14 protein-coding genes are annotated in these 15,185 nt (G+C 69.3%); 6 read left to right on the top strand and 8 right to left on the bottom strand.

Annotated features, from left to right (window positions below; translation table 11 throughout):
• Nucleotides 1-6: 6 nt before the first annotated feature.
• The 3 genes from ispE to C1925_RS04225 are packed head-to-tail and all read right to left on the bottom strand — an operon-like array spanning nt 7 to nt 3,211.
• Complete coding sequence (gene ispE / locus C1925_RS04235) at nt 7-876, bottom strand: 4-(cytidine 5'-diphospho)-2-C-methyl-D-erythritol kinase (RefSeq protein ID WP_108767840.1); 870 nt, start codon at nt 874-876, stop codon at nt 7-9.
• Entirely contained in the window at nt 873-1,529 is a 657-nt protein-coding gene (gene lolB, locus C1925_RS04230) for a lipoprotein insertase outer membrane protein LolB (protein WP_108767839.1), read from the bottom strand. Before lolB ends, ispE begins: the two co-directional genes overlap by 4 nt.
• Nucleotides 1,526-3,211, bottom strand: coding sequence for a tetratricopeptide repeat protein (locus tag C1925_RS04225; protein WP_174213484.1), 1,686 nt, complete (start codon nt 3,209-3,211; stop codon nt 1,526-1,528). The genes lolB and C1925_RS04225 overlap by 4 nt, the downstream gene beginning before the upstream one ends.
• A 63-nt stretch (nt 3,212-3,274) precedes the next feature.
• Here C1925_RS04225 and hemA point away from each other — a divergent pair, with 63 nt between their 5' ends.
• The 3 genes from hemA to C1925_RS04210 are packed head-to-tail and all read left to right on the top strand — an operon-like array spanning nt 3,275 to nt 7,326.
• Nucleotides 3,275-4,558 carry a glutamyl-tRNA reductase gene (hemA, locus tag C1925_RS04220; protein ID WP_108767837.1) on the top strand — a complete coding sequence of 428 codons (1,284 nt, stop codon included), beginning with the start codon at nt 3,275-3,277 and terminating at the stop codon, nt 4,556-4,558.
• On the top strand, nt 4,536-5,618 hold the full coding sequence (prfA, locus tag C1925_RS04215; RefSeq protein WP_108767836.1) for a peptide chain release factor 1: 1,083 nt from the start codon (nt 4,536-4,538) through the stop codon (nt 5,616-5,618). Before hemA ends, prfA begins: the two co-directional genes overlap by 23 nt.
• A gap of 4 nt (nt 5,619-5,622) precedes the next feature.
• The gene (locus tag C1925_RS04210; RefSeq protein WP_108767835.1) at nt 5,623-7,326 is read left to right on the top strand and encodes a tetratricopeptide repeat protein; all 1,704 of its coding nucleotides are present in this window, start codon (nt 5,623-5,625) and stop codon (nt 7,324-7,326) included.
• Nucleotides 7,327-7,442: 116 nt separating this feature from the next.
• Here the strand turns inward: C1925_RS04210 and ppk2 are convergent, their stop codons facing one another.
• The 3 genes from ppk2 to C1925_RS04195 form a co-directional block, all read right to left on the bottom strand.
• Nucleotides 7,443-8,225: a polyphosphate kinase 2 gene (gene ppk2 / locus C1925_RS04205; protein WP_108767834.1), complete on the bottom strand. Its 783-nt coding sequence runs from the start codon at nt 8,223-8,225 to the stop codon at nt 7,443-7,445.
• Between the two features lie 157 nt (nt 8,226-8,382).
• Entirely contained in the window at nt 8,383-8,970 is a 588-nt protein-coding gene (locus tag C1925_RS04200) for a TlpA disulfide reductase family protein (protein WP_108767833.1), read from the bottom strand.
• Complete coding sequence (locus C1925_RS04195) at nt 8,967-10,241, bottom strand: YihY family inner membrane protein (RefSeq protein ID WP_108767832.1); 1,275 nt, start codon at nt 10,239-10,241, stop codon at nt 8,967-8,969. Before C1925_RS04195 ends, C1925_RS04200 begins: the two co-directional genes overlap by 4 nt.
• A 77-nt stretch (nt 10,242-10,318) precedes the next feature.
• On the opposite strand from C1925_RS04195, the gene wrbA reads away from it, so the two are divergent.
• From wrbA to C1925_RS04180, 3 genes are all read left to right on the top strand, one after another.
• Complete coding sequence (gene wrbA / locus C1925_RS04190) at nt 10,319-10,912, top strand: NAD(P)H:quinone oxidoreductase (protein WP_108767831.1); 594 nt, start codon at nt 10,319-10,321, stop codon at nt 10,910-10,912.
• Nucleotides 10,909-11,244 carry a DUF2069 domain-containing protein gene (locus C1925_RS04185; RefSeq protein WP_108767830.1) on the top strand — a complete coding sequence of 112 codons (336 nt, stop codon included), beginning with the start codon at nt 10,909-10,911 and terminating at the stop codon, nt 11,242-11,244. The genes wrbA and C1925_RS04185 overlap by 4 nt, the downstream gene beginning before the upstream one ends.
• Nucleotides 11,245-11,323: 79 nt before the next feature.
• Entirely contained in the window at nt 11,324-11,809 is a 486-nt protein-coding gene (locus C1925_RS04180) for an asparaginase domain-containing protein (RefSeq protein WP_079220726.1), read from the top strand.
• A gap of 67 nt (nt 11,810-11,876) precedes the next feature.
• On the opposite strand, the gene C1925_RS04175 is transcribed toward C1925_RS04180, so the two are convergent.
• Complete coding sequence (locus C1925_RS04175) at nt 11,877-13,628, bottom strand: S8 family peptidase (RefSeq protein ID WP_108767829.1); 1,752 nt, start codon at nt 13,626-13,628, stop codon at nt 11,877-11,879.
• A gap of 428 nt (nt 13,629-14,056) precedes the next feature.
• Complete coding sequence (locus C1925_RS04170) at nt 14,057-15,151, bottom strand: branched-chain amino acid aminotransferase (RefSeq protein WP_079220724.1); 1,095 nt, start codon at nt 15,149-15,151, stop codon at nt 14,057-14,059.
• Nucleotides 15,152-15,185: the final 34 nt, after the last annotated feature.

The following is a 15,185-nucleotide window of genomic DNA, read 5'->3' as shown; positions in this document are numbered from 1 at the left end:
GATGAATCAGTGTTGCTCGAGTGCATCCAGCAGTGGCGAACGTGCAACGCCCGCGGCCACCCTTGCCCGCAACTCCTTCGGCAACTCCGCTCGCCCCTGCTCTGCGGCAGCCTGCGAATCGAACTCGACGAAACAACCACTTCCGGACCCGGTCAAACGTGCCTGGCCTATGCTGCTCAACGCGGCAAGCACCGCCTCGACGGCAGGCTCGCGGCGGCGCAGCACCGGCTCGAACACGTTTCCGACCAGAGCGCCGGAAGCGAAGTCGTCTATTTTCGCCTGTGGGCAGTCGCGCGTCAAATCCGGGTCAGCGAACAGGGCCGGGGTCGGAACATGAACGCCCGGTTCGACGATCACGTACCAGGCCGGCGGCAGGGCCACCGGCTGCAGGCGCTCGCCCACGCCCTCGGCCCAGGCGTTGTGGCCGCGCACGAAGACCGGCACGTCGGCGCCCAGGCGCAGGCCCAGTGCAGCCAGCGCATCCTCGTCCAGGCCGGCCTGCCAGAGCCGGTTCAGGACCACCAGCACGGTGGCCGCGTCGGACGAGCCGCCGCCGAAGCCGCCACCCGCCGAAACATGCTTTTCAACGACGATATCCGCCCCCTGGCCGACGTTGGCAGCCGATTGCAGCAACCTGGCCGCACGCACCGCCAGATCATCGGCCTCGGCAACACCGGCCAGGCCCTCGCCCTGACGTCGCACCAATCCATCATCGCGCAGGCGCAGGCCGATACGGTCGCCCCAGTCCAGCAGGCGGAACACGGTCTGCAGCTCATGGTAGCCATCGGCGCGGCGGCCGGTGATGTGCAGGAACAGGTTCAGCTTGGCCGGGGCCGGCCACCAGGACCAGCCATCGGCGTCAATCTGCGCGGTCATGGCGCGTCGGCGCCCCACTGGTCGACCAGCAGGCGCACCTTGGCGTCCTCGCGGCTGGCCTCGATGCGCCGCGGCAGGGCCGGGCTTCCTTCCTGGGCCGGATACCAGTCCAGGTACTGGATCAGCCAACCGGCCTGCTGCATGCGCCGCGGGCGGCCCTCGGCATCGCGCTCCACGCTGCTTTCGCCGGAACCGCGCAGCACCAGGCCACGGGTCCAGTCGGACAGTTCATTTACCGGAATATCCCAGCCGGTGGCATCCAGCAGCAGCTGGCGGGCGTCATCACCGGCGCGCGGGCCATCACCGAGCCCTTCCAGGCGTGCCCCGCCCTGTACCGAATCCCCCTGCAGGGTCCAGCTCTGGCGGGTGACCGGCGCACTCAGCTGGATGCGGTACTCGCTGCCCTGCTGGACCCAGTCGATGCGGCCGCTGCCACCGTTCTTTCCCTTGCTGACCGCGACCCGGCCCTGGAAGCTGTAATCGGGCTGCGCGCGCAGGGCCTGCACGCGGGCCTCCTCGGCGCGCTCGGCGGCCGGCGACACGGTATAGACCACGTCCGGAGCCGGCGTCTTCTGCGTGCCCACGCTGGTACAGGCGCTCACCGCCAGGGTCACGGCCACCAGCAGCAGCGGCCGGATCATGGAAACACTCATGGATTGAATTTCTCGCGGGCGCGCAGCAGCGCGCGGTTTTCAGGGTCGAGCTTGGCCGCTTCCTCGAAGAAGTGGCGGGCCTCGTCGTGCTTGCCGAGCACCCACAGCACCTCGCCCACGTGGGCGGCGATCTCCGGGTCGCGGGACAGCGTCCAGGCCCGGCGCAGCTGCACCAGGGCTTCGTCGTTGCGGCCCAGGCGATACAGCACCCAGCCGTAGCTGTCGACGATGGCCGGGTTGTCCGGCTCGGCCACGCGCGCGCGGTCGATCAGTTCCAGGGCTTCCTGATAGCGCTTGGTGCGGTCGGCCAGGGTGTAGCCCAGCGCGTTCAGCGCCGGCACGTTCTCCGGATCGGTCACCAGCACCTTGCGCAGGTCGGCCTCGGCGCGGGCGATGTCATCGCGCCGCTCCCAGGCCAGGGCGCGGGCGTACAGCAGGCCGTTCTCGTCCGGATAGGCGGCCAGGCCACGGGCCAGCGCATCCAGTTCGCCCGGCAGGTCGTCGGCGCGCTGGCGCAGCTCGGCTTCCAGCAGGTAGGCATCGCGGCGCACATCATCATCGACCATGGCATCGGACTGGATGGCATGCACCTCGTCCAGCGCCAGCGCCTGCCGGCCGGCCAGGCCCTGCGCATTGGCCGCGCGCAGGCGCGCCTCGTTCAGTTCGTCGCCGCCCGGCACGCTGTGGTACCAGTTCACCGCCTCGGGGTAGCGCTTGAGGTACTCGGCGATCTTGCCCAGCAGCAGGCGCTGCGCCGGGTCCGGCTTGGCGGCCTGCCGCGAGAGTTCGTTGTAGAGGCCCGACAGCGCGGCGGTGTCGCCCTGCTTTGCCAGCAGCGAGGCGCGCATGCCCCAGGTCTGCACGTTCTGCGGGCCGACGGCCAGCACCCGCTCGGCGGCGGCCGGCTGGCCCAGGCTGTCATAGGCGATGGCCACCGCGTTGCGCAGCTCCGGGTCCTGCCGGGTCTTCGGCTCGACCCCCTGCAGCAGCGCCAGCGCCTGCGCGGTCTGTCCGGCCTGCTGCAGCTGGCTGGCACGCAGCAGGGCTACCCGCGGCTCGTCCGGGAAGCGCTTGACCACTTCGTCGATCATGCGCCGGGCCAGCTCGGGCTTTTCCATGCGCAGGGCCAGCCGGCCGAATTCCTGCCAGGCCTCGATCTTCGGCGGAATGGCATTGGCATCGACCAGCTCGCCCAGCACCTGCGCCGGCACGGCTGGGTCGCGGCCACCGCCCATCAGGGCGGCCAGCGCGAACTTCCAGCCGCGATCGTCGGGGTCGGCCAGCAGGGCCTGCAGCTCGGTGCGCGCGGCCTTCACGTTGCCCTGGCGCATGGCCAGCGCACCGGCGGCACTGCGCATGGACAGCGAGCTGGGCGCGCGCTTCTCCCACAGGGCCAGGCCCTTGGCGGCGCTGGCGTCATCGTTGGCCAGCATGGAGATGCGGGTGGCCCGTTCGGCCAGCCCTGCATCGCCGGCGGTCTGCTCGGCCGCCTGCAGGTACCAGTGCGCGGCGTCGGCCAGCTTGCCGGCCTGCAGGGCGAATTCCCCGGCCATCACCGGTTCCAGGGCCAGTTCTTCGCTGGCCGGGCCCCGTGCGGGAGCCTTGGCCGGCGCCGCCACCAGCACCTGGCTGAAGGCCAGGGACAGCAGCAGAACACTGGGGATGCGAATCAATGCGGGCATCGTCGGCATCGGGGCCTTAAAATGTCGTCCAATGGCCAGCAGCTTATCGCAAGCAACTGAACAATGACCCTGTGGGTGCTCGGACTGAATCACCAGACCGCACCGGTAGAGCTGCGCGAACGCGCGGCCTTCGCCGGTGACGCGCTGCCGCGCGCGCTCGGTTCGCTGCGCGATACCCCGCAGATCGCCGAGGCGGTCCTGCTTTCCACCTGCAACCGCACCGAGCTGTACGCGGTGGCCGATTCGCCGCAGGCGCTGGACCAGTGGCTGCACAGCCAGGCCGGCGACCTGCAGGGCTACCTGTACCAGCATGCCGACGCCGATGCGGTGCGCCACCTGTTCCGGGTCGCCACCGGGCTCGATTCGATGGTGCTGGGCGAGCCGCAGATCCTGGGACAGGTGAAGGATGCCTGGTCCACCGCGCGCGACCACGGCCTGCTCGGCCAACGCCTGGACCGGCTGTTCCAGCAGACCTTCTCGGTGGCCAAGCGTGCGCGCACCGATACCCAGGTGGGCGCCAATCCAGTCTCGGTCGCCTCGGCCGCGGTGCGCCTGGCGCAGAACGCGTTCGCCCGCCTGGACGATTCCACGGTGCTGCTGGTCGGCGCCGGCGAGACCATCGAGCTGGCTGCACGGCACCTGAGCGAAGGCAAGGTGCGCCGCCTGCTGATCGCCAACCGTACCCTGGCCCATGCGCAGGAACTGGCCACCCGCCACGGCGGCGTGGCGCTGCCGCTGACCGAGCTGGAACGCCACCTGGCCGAGGCCGACGTGGTGTTCTCGGCCACCGCCGCGCGCGAGCCGGTCATCCACCGCGAGATGGTGGCCAAGGCCCTGCGCGCGCGCCGGCACAAGCCGATGCTGCTGTTCGACCTGGCCGTGCCGCGCGACATCGAGGCCGAGGTCGGCACGCTCAACGATGCCTTCCTGTACACCGTGGACGACCTTGAGCGCGCGGTGGAAGACAACCGCCGCGGCCGTCGCGAGGCGGCCGCCGAGGCCGAGGCGATCATCGACCTGCAGGTCTCGCGCTTCGTCGAAACCCTGCAGGCCAGCGCCCACCAGGCGCCCCTGCGGCAGCTGCGCGCCTTCGGCGAGGCCACCCGCGCCGAGCTGCTGGAGCGTGCGCGACAGCAGCTGGCCAACGGCAAGCCGGCCGACGAAGTGCTGGAACTGCTGGCCCATGGCCTGACCAACCGCCTGCTGCACCCGCCGACCGCCGCCCTGCGCGCGGCCGCGCTCAGTGGCGACGCCGACCTGACCCGCGCCGCCGAGCGCCTGTTCCCGGCCACGCCGGGCTACCGCCACCCACCCGTGAGACCCGATGACGCCGACCCTGCGCCGTAAGCTGGAAGCGCTGGCCGAGCGCCGCGAAGAACTGGAACGCCTGCTCGCCGAACCCGACGTGGTCGCCGACAACAACCGTTTCCGCGATCTTTCGCGCGAATTCGCCCAACTTGAACCGGTCGCCACCGCCCTGGCCGACGAAGCCCGTGCCAAGGCCGACCTCGCCGCCGCCGAAGGCATGCGCGCCGACCCCGACCTGCGCGAGCTGGCCGACGAGGAGATCGCTGCCGCCCAGGCCCGCCTGCAGGAGCTGGAACAGGAACTGGCCCTGCTGCTGGTGCCGCGCGACCCGCGCGACGAGGGCAACCTGTTCCTGGAAGTGCGTGCCGGTACCGGCGGCGACGAAGCGGCGATCTTCGCCGGCGACCTGTTCCGCATGTACGCCCGCTATGCCGAGCGCCAGGGCTGGAAGGTCGAGATCGAATCGGACAGCCCCGGCGAACACGGCGGCTACAAGGAAGTGGTGGCACGCGTGGTCGGTCGCGGTGCGTTCTCGCGCCTGAAGTTCGAATCGGGCACGCACCGCGTGCAGCGCGTGCCGGCCACCGAATCGCAGGGCCGCATCCACACCTCGGCGGCAACCGTGGCGATCATCCCCGAAGCCGACGAGGTCGATGACATCGTCATCAACCCGGCCGACCTCAGGGTGGATACCTACCGCTCGTCCGGCGCTGGTGGCCAGCACGTCAACAAGACCGAATCGGCCATCCGCATCACCCACGTGCCGACCGGCGTGGTGGTGGAATGCCAGACCGAGCGCAGCCAGCACGCGAACCGCGACAAGGCGATGAAGCGACTGAAGGCGCAGCTGCTGGATGCCGAGCGCCAGCGCCAGGACGCCGCGCAGGCCGAGTCGCGGCGTTTGCAGGTGGGCAGCGGCGACCGCAGCCAGCGCATCCGCACCTACAACTTCCCGCAGGGCAGGATCACCGACCACCGCGTGGAAGGGCTGACCCTGTACGACCTGCCCAACGTCCTGTCCGGCGACCTCGACGCCCTGCTGCAGCGCCTGAGCCACGAGCACCAGGTCGACGCGCTGGCCCAGCTGTCGGCGGGCTGAGCCGATGTCGGCCTGGCAGCAACGACAGCAACTGCAGCAGGCGCTGGCACGCCAGCCCGGTGATTTCATCGCCTGGGTGATGCTGGCCGACGTGGAACTTGAAGCCGGTGATATCGCCGCCGGCGAACAGGCCGCACGGCGCGCCCTGCAGCTGCGCCCGAACCATCCCGAAGCCCTGGCCCGGCTGGGCCGGGTGGCATGGATGGTCGGCGCCCACGCCGATGCGGCACGGCTGCTCGGCCAGGCCTCGGCGCTGGCACCGGAACACCCGGGCATCGCCCTGTGGCTGGGCCACGCGCTGGAAGATGCCGACGATGCCGAAGGTGCCGCCGCGGCCTATCGCCGCGCGCACACGCTGCTGCCCGGTGAACCGTATATCGCCGCCCAGCGCCTGGCCTGGCAGCGTCGCCTGTGTGACTGGCAGGACGTGGACGCGCTGGCCGCACAGGTGCGCGGCGCCGTTACCGCTGGCCAGGGCGTGGTCGAGCCGTTCGCCTTCCTCAGCGAGGACGCCAGCGCCGCCGAACAGCTGGCCTGCGCCCGCATGCGTGCCGCTGCGGTGGCTGCAGCCGTGCGCCCGCTGCCGAAGGTGCCGGTGCGTGCACGCGGCCCGCTGCGCGTTGGCTTCCTCTCCAATGGATTCGGTGCACACCCCACCGGGCTGCTGACCGTGGCCCTGCTGGAGCAGCTGCAGGCCGACCCGGCACTGCAGCTGCACCTGTTCGCGCTGAACCGCGATGATGGCAGCCGCATCCGCGAGCGCCTGCAGACCGCGGCGCGCCTGCACGACGTCGCCGGCCAACGCCATGCCGAGACCGCTGCACGGATCCGCGCGCAGGGCATCGACGTGCTGTTCGACCTGCGGGGCTGGGGCGGTGGCGGTGCGCCGGAGGTGCTGGCGATGCGCCCTGCCCCGCTGCAGCTGAACTGGCTGGCCTACCCCGGCACGTCCGGTGCACCGTGGCTGGATGCGGTGGTCGGCGATGCCTTCGCCCTGCCGCCGGCACTGGAACCGCATTACAGCGAACGCGTGCTGCGCCTGCCGCGCGCCTTCCAGCCCTCCGACAACACCCGCGTGCTGGAACCTGCACCGACGCGCGCCGACTGCGGCCTGCCCGCGCAGGGCGTGGTGTTCTGCTGCTTCAACAACAGCTACAAGCTCAACCCGCGCAGCATGGCCCGCGCCTTCGCGGTCCTGCAGGCGGTGCCGGGCAGCGTGCTGTGGCTGCTGGTCGGCCCGGGCCAGGCCGATGCACGCCTGCGCGCGGCGGCACAGGCCGCCGGCGTGGATCCGGCACGCCTGGTGTTCATGGCCAAGCTGCCGCACCCGCAGTACCTCGCCCGTTATGCGCTGGCCGACCTGTTCCTGGACACGCACCCGTACAACGCCCACACCACCGCCTCCGATGCGCTGTGGGCCGGCTGCCCGGTGCTGACCTGCCCCGGCGACACCTTCGCCGCGCGCGTGGCCGGCAGCCTCAACCACCACCTCGGCCTGGCACACATGAACGTGGCCGACGATGCCGCCTTCATCGCCACCGCCAGCGCGCTGGGCAACGACCCGACGGCCCTGGCCGCGCTGCGCGCTGAGCTGGCGCAGGCGCGCGACCGCAGCGGCATGTTCGACATGGCCGGCTTCGCCGCGGATCTGTCCGCGCTGCTGCAGGCTTTGGCGCGCGAGCACGGTTGGGCAGACGCGGCCGGGTAGAGTCGACCGTTGGTCGACTGCTCCGCGCGGGCCGCGAAAACCCACGCAGCGCGCGATGGTCGACCAACGGTCGACCCTACCCGGGGCCTTCCCACGACGCGGCCCTGCCGCCCCCCTCAGTCCTCGAGCGGAAAATCCTCGATCGGCCGCAGCACGTCGTAGTGCTCCACATGCAGTTTGCCCTTCAACTTCGGCAGATCCAGCACCGGCTCATCCACCCGCGTATCCGGCAGCCGGTCCAGCAGATTGCGCACCAGCGACAACCGCCCCAGCCGCTGGTCGTTGAAATCCACCAGCGTCCACGGCGCCGCATCGCGATGCGTTGCCCGCAGCATCGCCTCGCGCGCCTCGGTGTAGGCGCTGTACTTGCTGCGTGACTTCAGATCCACCGGCGACAGCTTCCAGCCCTTCAGCGGATCGCTGTGGCGCTCCTCGAAGCGCTTTTCCTGCTGCGCCTGGTCCACGCACAGCCAGTACTTGAACAGCAGGATGCCGTCATCCACCAGCAGCTGCTCGAACACCGGTGCCTGGTGCAGGAACTGCTGGTACTCGGCCTCGCTGCAGTAGCCCATCACCCGTTCCACGCCGGCGCGGTTGTACCAGCTGCGGTCCATCAGCACGATCTCGCCCGCCGCCGGCAGGTGGCTGGCGTAACGCTGGAAATACCACTGCGTCGACTCGCGGTCGGTCGGCTTCGGCAGTGCGACCACCCGGCATTGGCGCGGGTTGAGATGCTGGCTGATCGCCTGGATCGCGCCGCCCTTGCCGGCGGTATCGCGGCCCTCGAACAGCACCAGCAGGCGTTGCCCGCTGTGCTGTACCCAGCGCGCCATCGCGGTCAGTTCCAGCTGCAGCGGCTGCAGCAGTTCGTCGTACTCCTTGCGCTTGAGCTTGCCCATCGTTGCACCACGCTGGAAGGAAGCCCGAGCGTAGCGCAGCGGTTGCCCACACGGTGTTGACGCCGGGCAGAGCGGAGGAGAGTCGCCGTTGGCCAACGCTCGCGCGCAGCGCGGGTTCTTGCGGCCTGCTTGAGGAGCAGTCGACCAACGGTCGACTCTACCTTGCAGCAGCGATCTGCTGTTCGATGTCGGTGGCGGTGACCGGCCCCAGGAACGTGTGCGCGACCTTGCCATTCGGATCGATCAGGTGCGTCAGCGGCAGGCCGCGCGGAATCGCGAAGTCGGCCGGCGGGTCGAACGGATCGACCACCACGATCGGATAGGTCACCGGGTGCTTGGCCAGGAACGCCTGCATCTCCGGCGTCTCGATGTCCTCGTAGGCCAGGCCCACCACTTCGATGTTGCTGCGCATCGCGTGCAGCGCCGACAGCTCCGGCATCTCCTTGCGGCACGGTGCACACCAGGTCGCCCAGAAGTTCACCACCACCCACTTGCCACGGTGCGCGGCCAGGTCGTAGTCGCTGCCGTCGATGGCCTTCATCTTCAGGGTCGGGAACTCGGCCGTGGTGCGCTCGGCCGGGTTCTCATCCGCACCCTCCGCCGTCGCCGTCGCCGGAGCCGCGGGCGTCGGTGCCTGGGCGGGCGGTGCGCTGCTGGCCGGGGCCGGTTCCTGCGCGGGCTTGCAGGCGGCCAGGGCCAGCAACAGAGCCAGCGGCAGGGCCTTCAACAGGGGCGTGCGGATCATGGGGTATCTCCGTAATCAGGATAGATGTCGCTGACGCGGCGCTTGAGGCGCTCGCGCAGCGGCAGGCGAAGTTCGTCCAGGGCGGCCAACGCGGCCTGGCCCAGGCTGTCATCGCGGTACGGCAGATGCTGCTCGGACACCGGGATGCGCAGCTGGGTGCATTCGTAGAGGTCGCCCACGCTGACCTGGTCCAGGTCGCGCGCCAGCAGCCATTCGCCGCGTTCGTCGCGGCGCAGCAGGCCGATGTCCTGCAGGTTGCAGGCCAGGTCCTGCAGCAGCGAATCGGTCAGCATCGGCTCCAGCCGCAGGATCTCATCGTCGGCCAGGCCACGGCCCTTGCCGCGCGCGTAATGGAAGCGCCCGAGCAGGCGCAGCAGGCCATAGAACTCGAAGCCCTGCGGCAGGCGCAGTTCCACCGGCTGGTAGCGGAAGGCGGCCATGGACGAGGCCAGCGACGCACCCAGCAGCACCGCCACCCAGCACAGGTAGATCCACAGCAGCAGGATCGGCACGAAGGCGACCGTGCCATAGAGCTTCTGGTAGGACTGGAAGCTGCCCAGGTAGGCACCGATTCCCCACTTGATCAGTTCCAGCAGCACCGCCGCCAGCACCGCGCCGGGAATCGCATGCCGCCACTTCACCGTGTGGTGCGGCACCACGCGGAACATCAGCATGATGCAGACGAATTCAATCAGCACCGGTGCCAGCCGCAGCGAGATGTCGGCCAGCCAGCGACCTTCCTGGGTGCCGAACAGCGGCATCGCGAACACCCGTGCCGACACCGCCAGCGAAGCGGCCGCGAGCATCGCGCCGAGGGTCAGCACGGTCCAGTAGACGAGGAAGCGGGTCAGCTTGGGCCGTGTGCTGCCCACGCGCCAGATCTGGTTGAAGGTTTCCTCGACGCTGTTGAGGGTGATCAGCAGCGAGACGACCAGGGCAATGAAGCCGGCGGCGGTGAGCTGGCCGGCACTGGCCGAGAACTGCCGCAGGTAGCCTTCGGCCGCGCGCGCGGCGCTGGGCACGAAGTTGGAGAACACGTAGTCGCTGAGCTGGTCGCTCCAGCGGTCGAACACCGGGAACGCCGACAGCACCCCGAACACCACGATCGCCAGCGGCACCAGCGCGAACACGGTGGTGTAGGCCAGCGCCGCCGCTGCCTGGAACAGGCGGTCGTCGAGGAAGCGGCGCCAGAGGAAGCGGCCGAAGCTGGCGGCCCGTGCGCGATCCCGCGCGCGCTCCATCCACAGGTTGAGCGTATCCAGAGGTTCCATCGGCGCAAGGGTACCCGATGCGGAATCGATGCAGGATAGCCATACTGGCATCCACACGATGAGGAGACCTGCACGCGATGGGCGAGATTCTGGTGCTGTACTACAGCCGGGGCGGTTCGGTGGCACGGCTGGCGCGCCAGATCGCGCGGGGCATCGGCGAGGTGCCGGGCATGACCGCGCGCCTGCGCACGGTGCCGCCGGTGGCCGCGGTGACCCAGACCGCGCAGCCGCCGGTACCCGATGACGGCGCGCCCTACGTGAACGTGCAGGACCTGGCCGAGTGCCAGGGCGTGCTGCTGGGCAGCCCCACCCGCTTCGGCAACATGGCCGCGCCGGTGAAGCATTTCCTCGATGGCCTGGGCGCCGAGTGGGTCAATGGCACCCTCGCCGGCAAGCCGGCCGGGGTGTTCACCTCCACCGCCTCGATGCACGGCGGCCAGGAATCGACCCTGCTGTCGATGCAGGTGCCGCTGCTGCACCACGGCTGCCTGATCGTCGGCATCCCCTTCACCGAGCCGGCGCTGAGCCACACCACCAGCGGCGGTACGCCGTATGGCGCCAGCCACGTGGCCGGTGCCGCCGACGACCCGCAGCCGACCGACGACGAGGCCGTGCTGGCCCGCGCGCTGGGCCGTCGTGTGGCCGACATCGCACAGCGGCTGGCCCGATGAACACCGCGCCGCGCACGGTCCTGCTGCTCGCCCTGCTGGGGCTGGCAGCGCTGTACGTAGGCTGGTTCATCAATGACAAGCACTGGCTGGCCACCCAGCTGGTGTTCACCGCGCCGCCGCTGGCGCTGGCCATCGCCCTGCGCCTGGGCTGGCGCAAGGCCGGGTTCTGGGCCTCGGTCCTGGCCCTGGGCTGGTTCAGCCACGGGGTGATGAGCGCCTGGAGCCACCCCGAGACCCGCTGGCTGGCGCTGATCGAGATCGGCCTGGCCCTGCTGGTGATCTTCGCCGCCAGCCTGCCGGGGCTGCGCGCCCGCTTCAGCAAGCGACGCTGACGCTGCGGCCGCCGGGTCGTATCATCTGTGTTCCCGGCCCCGCGCCGCTGTACCTGTCCTGGTTTCGCGCATGCACATGATGGAAGAGCTCCTGGTCGTCACCACCGGTGGCACGATCGACAAGATCTACTTCGACGACAAGTCGGACTACCAGATCGGTGATCCGCAGATCGGCATGATCCTGCGGGAGCTGGGGGTGACCTTCCGCTTCAACGTCATTCCGATCCTGCGCAAGGATTCGCTGCACATCAACGATGACGACCGCGAGCTGATCCGCGCGACCATCGCCGCGCAGGCGACCCGCCACGTGCTGGTCACCCACGGCACCGATTCGATGGTGCAGACCGGCCAGGTGCTGGCGACGATCCCGGACAAGACCATCGTGATGACCGGTGCGCTGAGCCCGGCCCGCTTCCGTGGTTCGGATGCGGAGTTCAACATCGGCTGTGCGATCGGTGCAGTGCAGTCGCTGCCCACCGGCGTGTACATCGCGATGAACGGCCGCATCTTCGACCCGCAGCACGTGCGCAAGAACGTGGCGGCGAACCGCTTCGAGTCGGTCTGAAGAACCCGTAGTGCCAAAAAAACACCCCGGCCGAAGCCGGGGCGTGCCCTTGGAGAGGGACTTGGGCTCAGTACTGGGCGTTGAGGCTGACGCCCGAGAAGGTGCTGTACCCCTTCACCCGGACGTGCCAGGTGCCGGCGGCGGGGTTGTTGATGGTGCAGGTTTCGTTGTTGCCGCTCAGGTACGGGCGGCAGGTGTAGGTCGTGTCGGTCGGGGCGCTGCCCTGGCGCACGTACAGGTCGGCATCACCGCTGCCGCCACTGATCGCCACGCGCAGCTGTGAACGGCCGGCCGGCACCTGCACCGTGTAGCTGAGCGAGGCACCGCTGGCCGCGCCCAGGCCGGTCACCGGGACGTTGTTCTGCAGCACCGTGCCACCCGGGTTCGGGTTGGTGCCGCCGCCGGTGCCGTTGATGGCCGCGGTGACCGCCGCATCGGCATCGATGATGCCCGCGCCGCAGCCGCCCGAGCAGGCGCCCGGCAGTGCACGCGCAGTGCTCTTGATGATGCTTTCCACCTGCGCCGGGCTCAGCGGCGAGGGCGCCACCGACTGCATCAGCGCCACGACGCCGGCCACGTGCGGCGCAGCCATCGAAGTACCGTTGTAGGACGCGTAGGTCGCGCTGGCCGGCACCGTGGTGCCGGTGTTGAGGGTCGAGAGGATGTTAGCGCCCGGCGCGGAGATGTCGATGCCGGTGCCGTAGTTGGAGAAGCTGGCCTTGGCGCCGGCCGAGGTCACCGCAGCGACCGCCACGACGTTGGCGCAGTTGGCCGGTACCGAGGTGGAGACGTTGGACGACTCGTTGCCGGCGGCCACCACCACGGTGGTGCCACGGCCGACCGCGCCGTTGATGGCGTTCTGGTAGGTGGTCGAGCACGTGCCGCCGCCACCCAGCGACATGTTGATGACCTCGGCCGGGTTGGCATTGGCCGGCACGCCGCTGACCGTGCCACCCGAGGCCCAGGTGATGGCATCGACGATGTCGGAGGTATAGCCGCCGCATTTGCCGAGCACACGCACCGGCACGACCTTGGCGTTGAAGGCGGTACCGGCCACGCCGGTGCTGTTGTTGGTCACCGCGGCGATGGTGCCGGCCACGTGGGTACCGTGCCAGCTGGAGTCGGACGCGGGGTAGCCGGCGCCGCACTCGTTGGCGGCGTACCAGTCACCTTCGTCGTTCGGGTTGTTGTCGCGGCCACCGCCATCGCGTGCCATCGCGGCATCGCTGATGAAGTCGTAGCCGGGCAGGATGTTGGCGTTCAGGTCCGGGTGGCTGGTGATGCCGGTATCGATGACGGCCACGACCACGCCGGTGCCGGTGGCCTTGTCCCAGGCCGGGCGCACGTTGATCGAGGCACTGGAGGTGCCGAAGCCCCACTGCTCGCTGAGGCGGGCGTCGTTGGGGGTCAGCGTGGCACGCATGATCTGGTCGACTTCCACGTACTCGACGTTCGGATCAGCGGCGAGCTTGCGCATCAGCAGCTCGGATTCGGCCTGGTCCAGCGCGCGGTCGGAGCGCACCACACTCGGACCGGTGGCCAGGCGGCGGACCTGCTGCAGGCCGAGGGCGCGACCCTGGGCGCTGGGCAGGCCGGCGGCGGCGGTCTTCAGCGACGAGGCCAGTGCGGTGGTGTTGGCCACCAGCTGGTTGCCGTCCTTGAACTTGACGATGAACTGCTGGTGCACCGGCGCGGACTTCAACCCGCTGAGCTGGACATCGCCAGCGAAGGCCGGGGCGGCCAGCAGCAGGGAGGTGACGACGGAAGCACTGAGAACCACCCACGACTTGCGCAGGCGCGGTTGCGAAACCTGGGACATCGGAATTTCCCTTTCTAGTGGTGTGAATGCCGGAATCGGCAGAAGCACCGGCCCGAGCGCGCGATGGAGGTGTGCACGCATGGCTCGAAGTCCGGTCAGTCAGCGGATTCCCCTGCGACCCGCCGTACTGTTGACGCTAATGACCTGAAACGGACTCCACAAGATTTTCAGCGTCTTTTCAGTAACGTGAAATGTCTGATCTGAGACGTTTTGGGTGTAGGGTTTGTGAAGGTGAAGGAACTTTCACGTCACCTCGACAGACATGAACAGGACTTTGAGTGTCCACCCATGTCTTTGCCGACATCGGCAGGCAGCCTGCCGGAGATGGTTGCTGAAACGCAGAAAGCCCGTCGCGGGGACGGGCTTTCCGGGTATTGCAGTCGAGCATGGCTCGACTCTACAGGGAGCGTAAGACCTGGTGCGAGCGATCAGCCCAGCTTGACCAGCCAGTTGTGGCGGTCCGGCTGGCGGCCGTACTGGATGTCGGTCAGCTCCTTGCGCAGCGACATGGTCACTTCGCCGGCCGGGGCGTTGATGTCGCCCACCGAGAAGCCTTCGCCCTTGAGCTGGCCGATCGGGGTGACCACCGCGGCGGTACCGCAGGCGAACACTTCGGCAATGTCACCGGAGGCCACGCCGTTCTTCCACTCGTCGATGGTGACCTTGCGCTCTTCGACCTTCATGCCGCGGTCGCGGGCCAGCTGCAGGATGCTCTCGCGGGTGATGCCCTCGAGGATGCTGCCGGACAGTTCCGGGGTGACCAGGGTGCCGTCCTTGTAGACCAGGAAGACGTTCATGCCGCCCAGTTCTTCCAGGTACTTGCCTTCGACCGGGTCCAGGAACAGCACCTGCGAGCAGCCCTGTGCCTGCGCCTTCTGCTGCGGCAGCAGCGAGGCGGCGTAGTTGCCACCGCACTTGGCCGCGCCGGTGCCGCCCTTGGCGGCACGCGCGTATTCGGTGGACAGCCAGATCGACACCGGGGCGACGCCCTTGGCGAAGTACGGGCCGGCCGGGCTGGCGATGACGTAGTAGCCGGCCTTGTGCGCGCCGCGCACGCCGAGGAAGGCTTCGTCGCCGATCATGAACGGACGGAAGTACAGGCTGGACTCATCGGCCGACGGCACCCAGGCGCTGTCCAGCGCGATCAGCTGCTTCAGCGATTCGACGAAGATCTCCACCGGCAGTTCCGGCAGCGCCAGGCGCTGCGCCGAACGCTGCAGGCGGCGGCCGTTGGCATCCGGGCGGAAGGTCCAGATCGAACCATCGGCGTGGCGGTAGGCCTTGATGCCTTCGAAGATTTCCTGGCCGTAGTGCAGGACGGCCGCGGCCGGGTCCAGCTGCAGCGGACCATAGGCACGCACGTTGGCGTTGTGCCAGCCGGTGTCCTTGTCCCAGCGCACTTCCACCATGTGATCGGTGAAGTGCAGGCCGAAGCCCGGCTTCTCCAGGATCTGGGCGCGCTCTTCAGCGCTGCGCGGGTGGTCCGAACGGGTGACGGCGAAGCTGGGAATGGACTGGGACACCGGAGGATTCCTGTTCTGGTTGCGGGTAGTGCCG

This window comes from Stenotrophomonas sp. SAU14A_NAIMI4_5, from assembly GCF_003086795.1.
In the GTDB taxonomy this organism is placed as follows: Bacteria; Pseudomonadota; Gammaproteobacteria; order Xanthomonadales; family Xanthomonadaceae; genus Stenotrophomonas.
This window is presented reverse-complemented; position numbering and strand designations above follow the sequence as displayed.

Bases quoted from the DNA above. Each gene is read 5' to 3' on its own strand.
- ispE (WP_108767840.1), bottom strand. From the start codon at position 876: ATGACCGCGCAGATTGACGCCGATGGCTGGTCCTGGTGGCCGGCCCCG.
- lolB (WP_108767839.1), bottom strand. From the start codon at position 1,529: ATGAGTGTTTCCATGATCCGGCCGCTGCTGCTGGTGGCCGTGACCCTG.
- C1925_RS04225 (WP_174213484.1), bottom strand. From the start codon at position 3,211: ATGCCCGCATTGATTCGCATCCCCAGTGTTCTGCTGCTGTCCCTGGCC.
- hemA (WP_108767837.1), top strand. From the start codon at position 3,275: ATGACCCTGTGGGTGCTCGGACTGAATCACCAGACCGCACCGGTAGAG.
- prfA (WP_108767836.1), top strand. From the start codon at position 4,536: ATGACGCCGACCCTGCGCCGTAAGCTGGAAGCGCTGGCCGAGCGCCGC.
- C1925_RS04210 (WP_108767835.1), top strand. From the start codon at position 5,623: ATGTCGGCCTGGCAGCAACGACAGCAACTGCAGCAGGCGCTGGCACGC.
- ppk2 (WP_108767834.1), bottom strand. From the start codon at position 8,225: ATGGGCAAGCTCAAGCGCAAGGAGTACGACGAACTGCTGCAGCCGCTG.
- C1925_RS04200 (WP_108767833.1), bottom strand. From the start codon at position 8,970: ATGATCCGCACGCCCCTGTTGAAGGCCCTGCCGCTGGCTCTGTTGCTG.
- C1925_RS04195 (WP_108767832.1), bottom strand. From the start codon at position 10,241: ATGGAACCTCTGGATACGCTCAACCTGTGGATGGAGCGCGCGCGGGAT.
- wrbA (WP_108767831.1), top strand. From the start codon at position 10,319: ATGGGCGAGATTCTGGTGCTGTACTACAGCCGGGGCGGTTCGGTGGCA.
- C1925_RS04185 (WP_108767830.1), top strand. From the start codon at position 10,909: ATGAACACCGCGCCGCGCACGGTCCTGCTGCTCGCCCTGCTGGGGCTG.
- C1925_RS04180 (WP_079220726.1), top strand. From the start codon at position 11,324: ATGGAAGAGCTCCTGGTCGTCACCACCGGTGGCACGATCGACAAGATC.
- C1925_RS04175 (WP_108767829.1), bottom strand. From the start codon at position 13,628: ATGTCCCAGGTTTCGCAACCGCGCCTGCGCAAGTCGTGGGTGGTTCTC.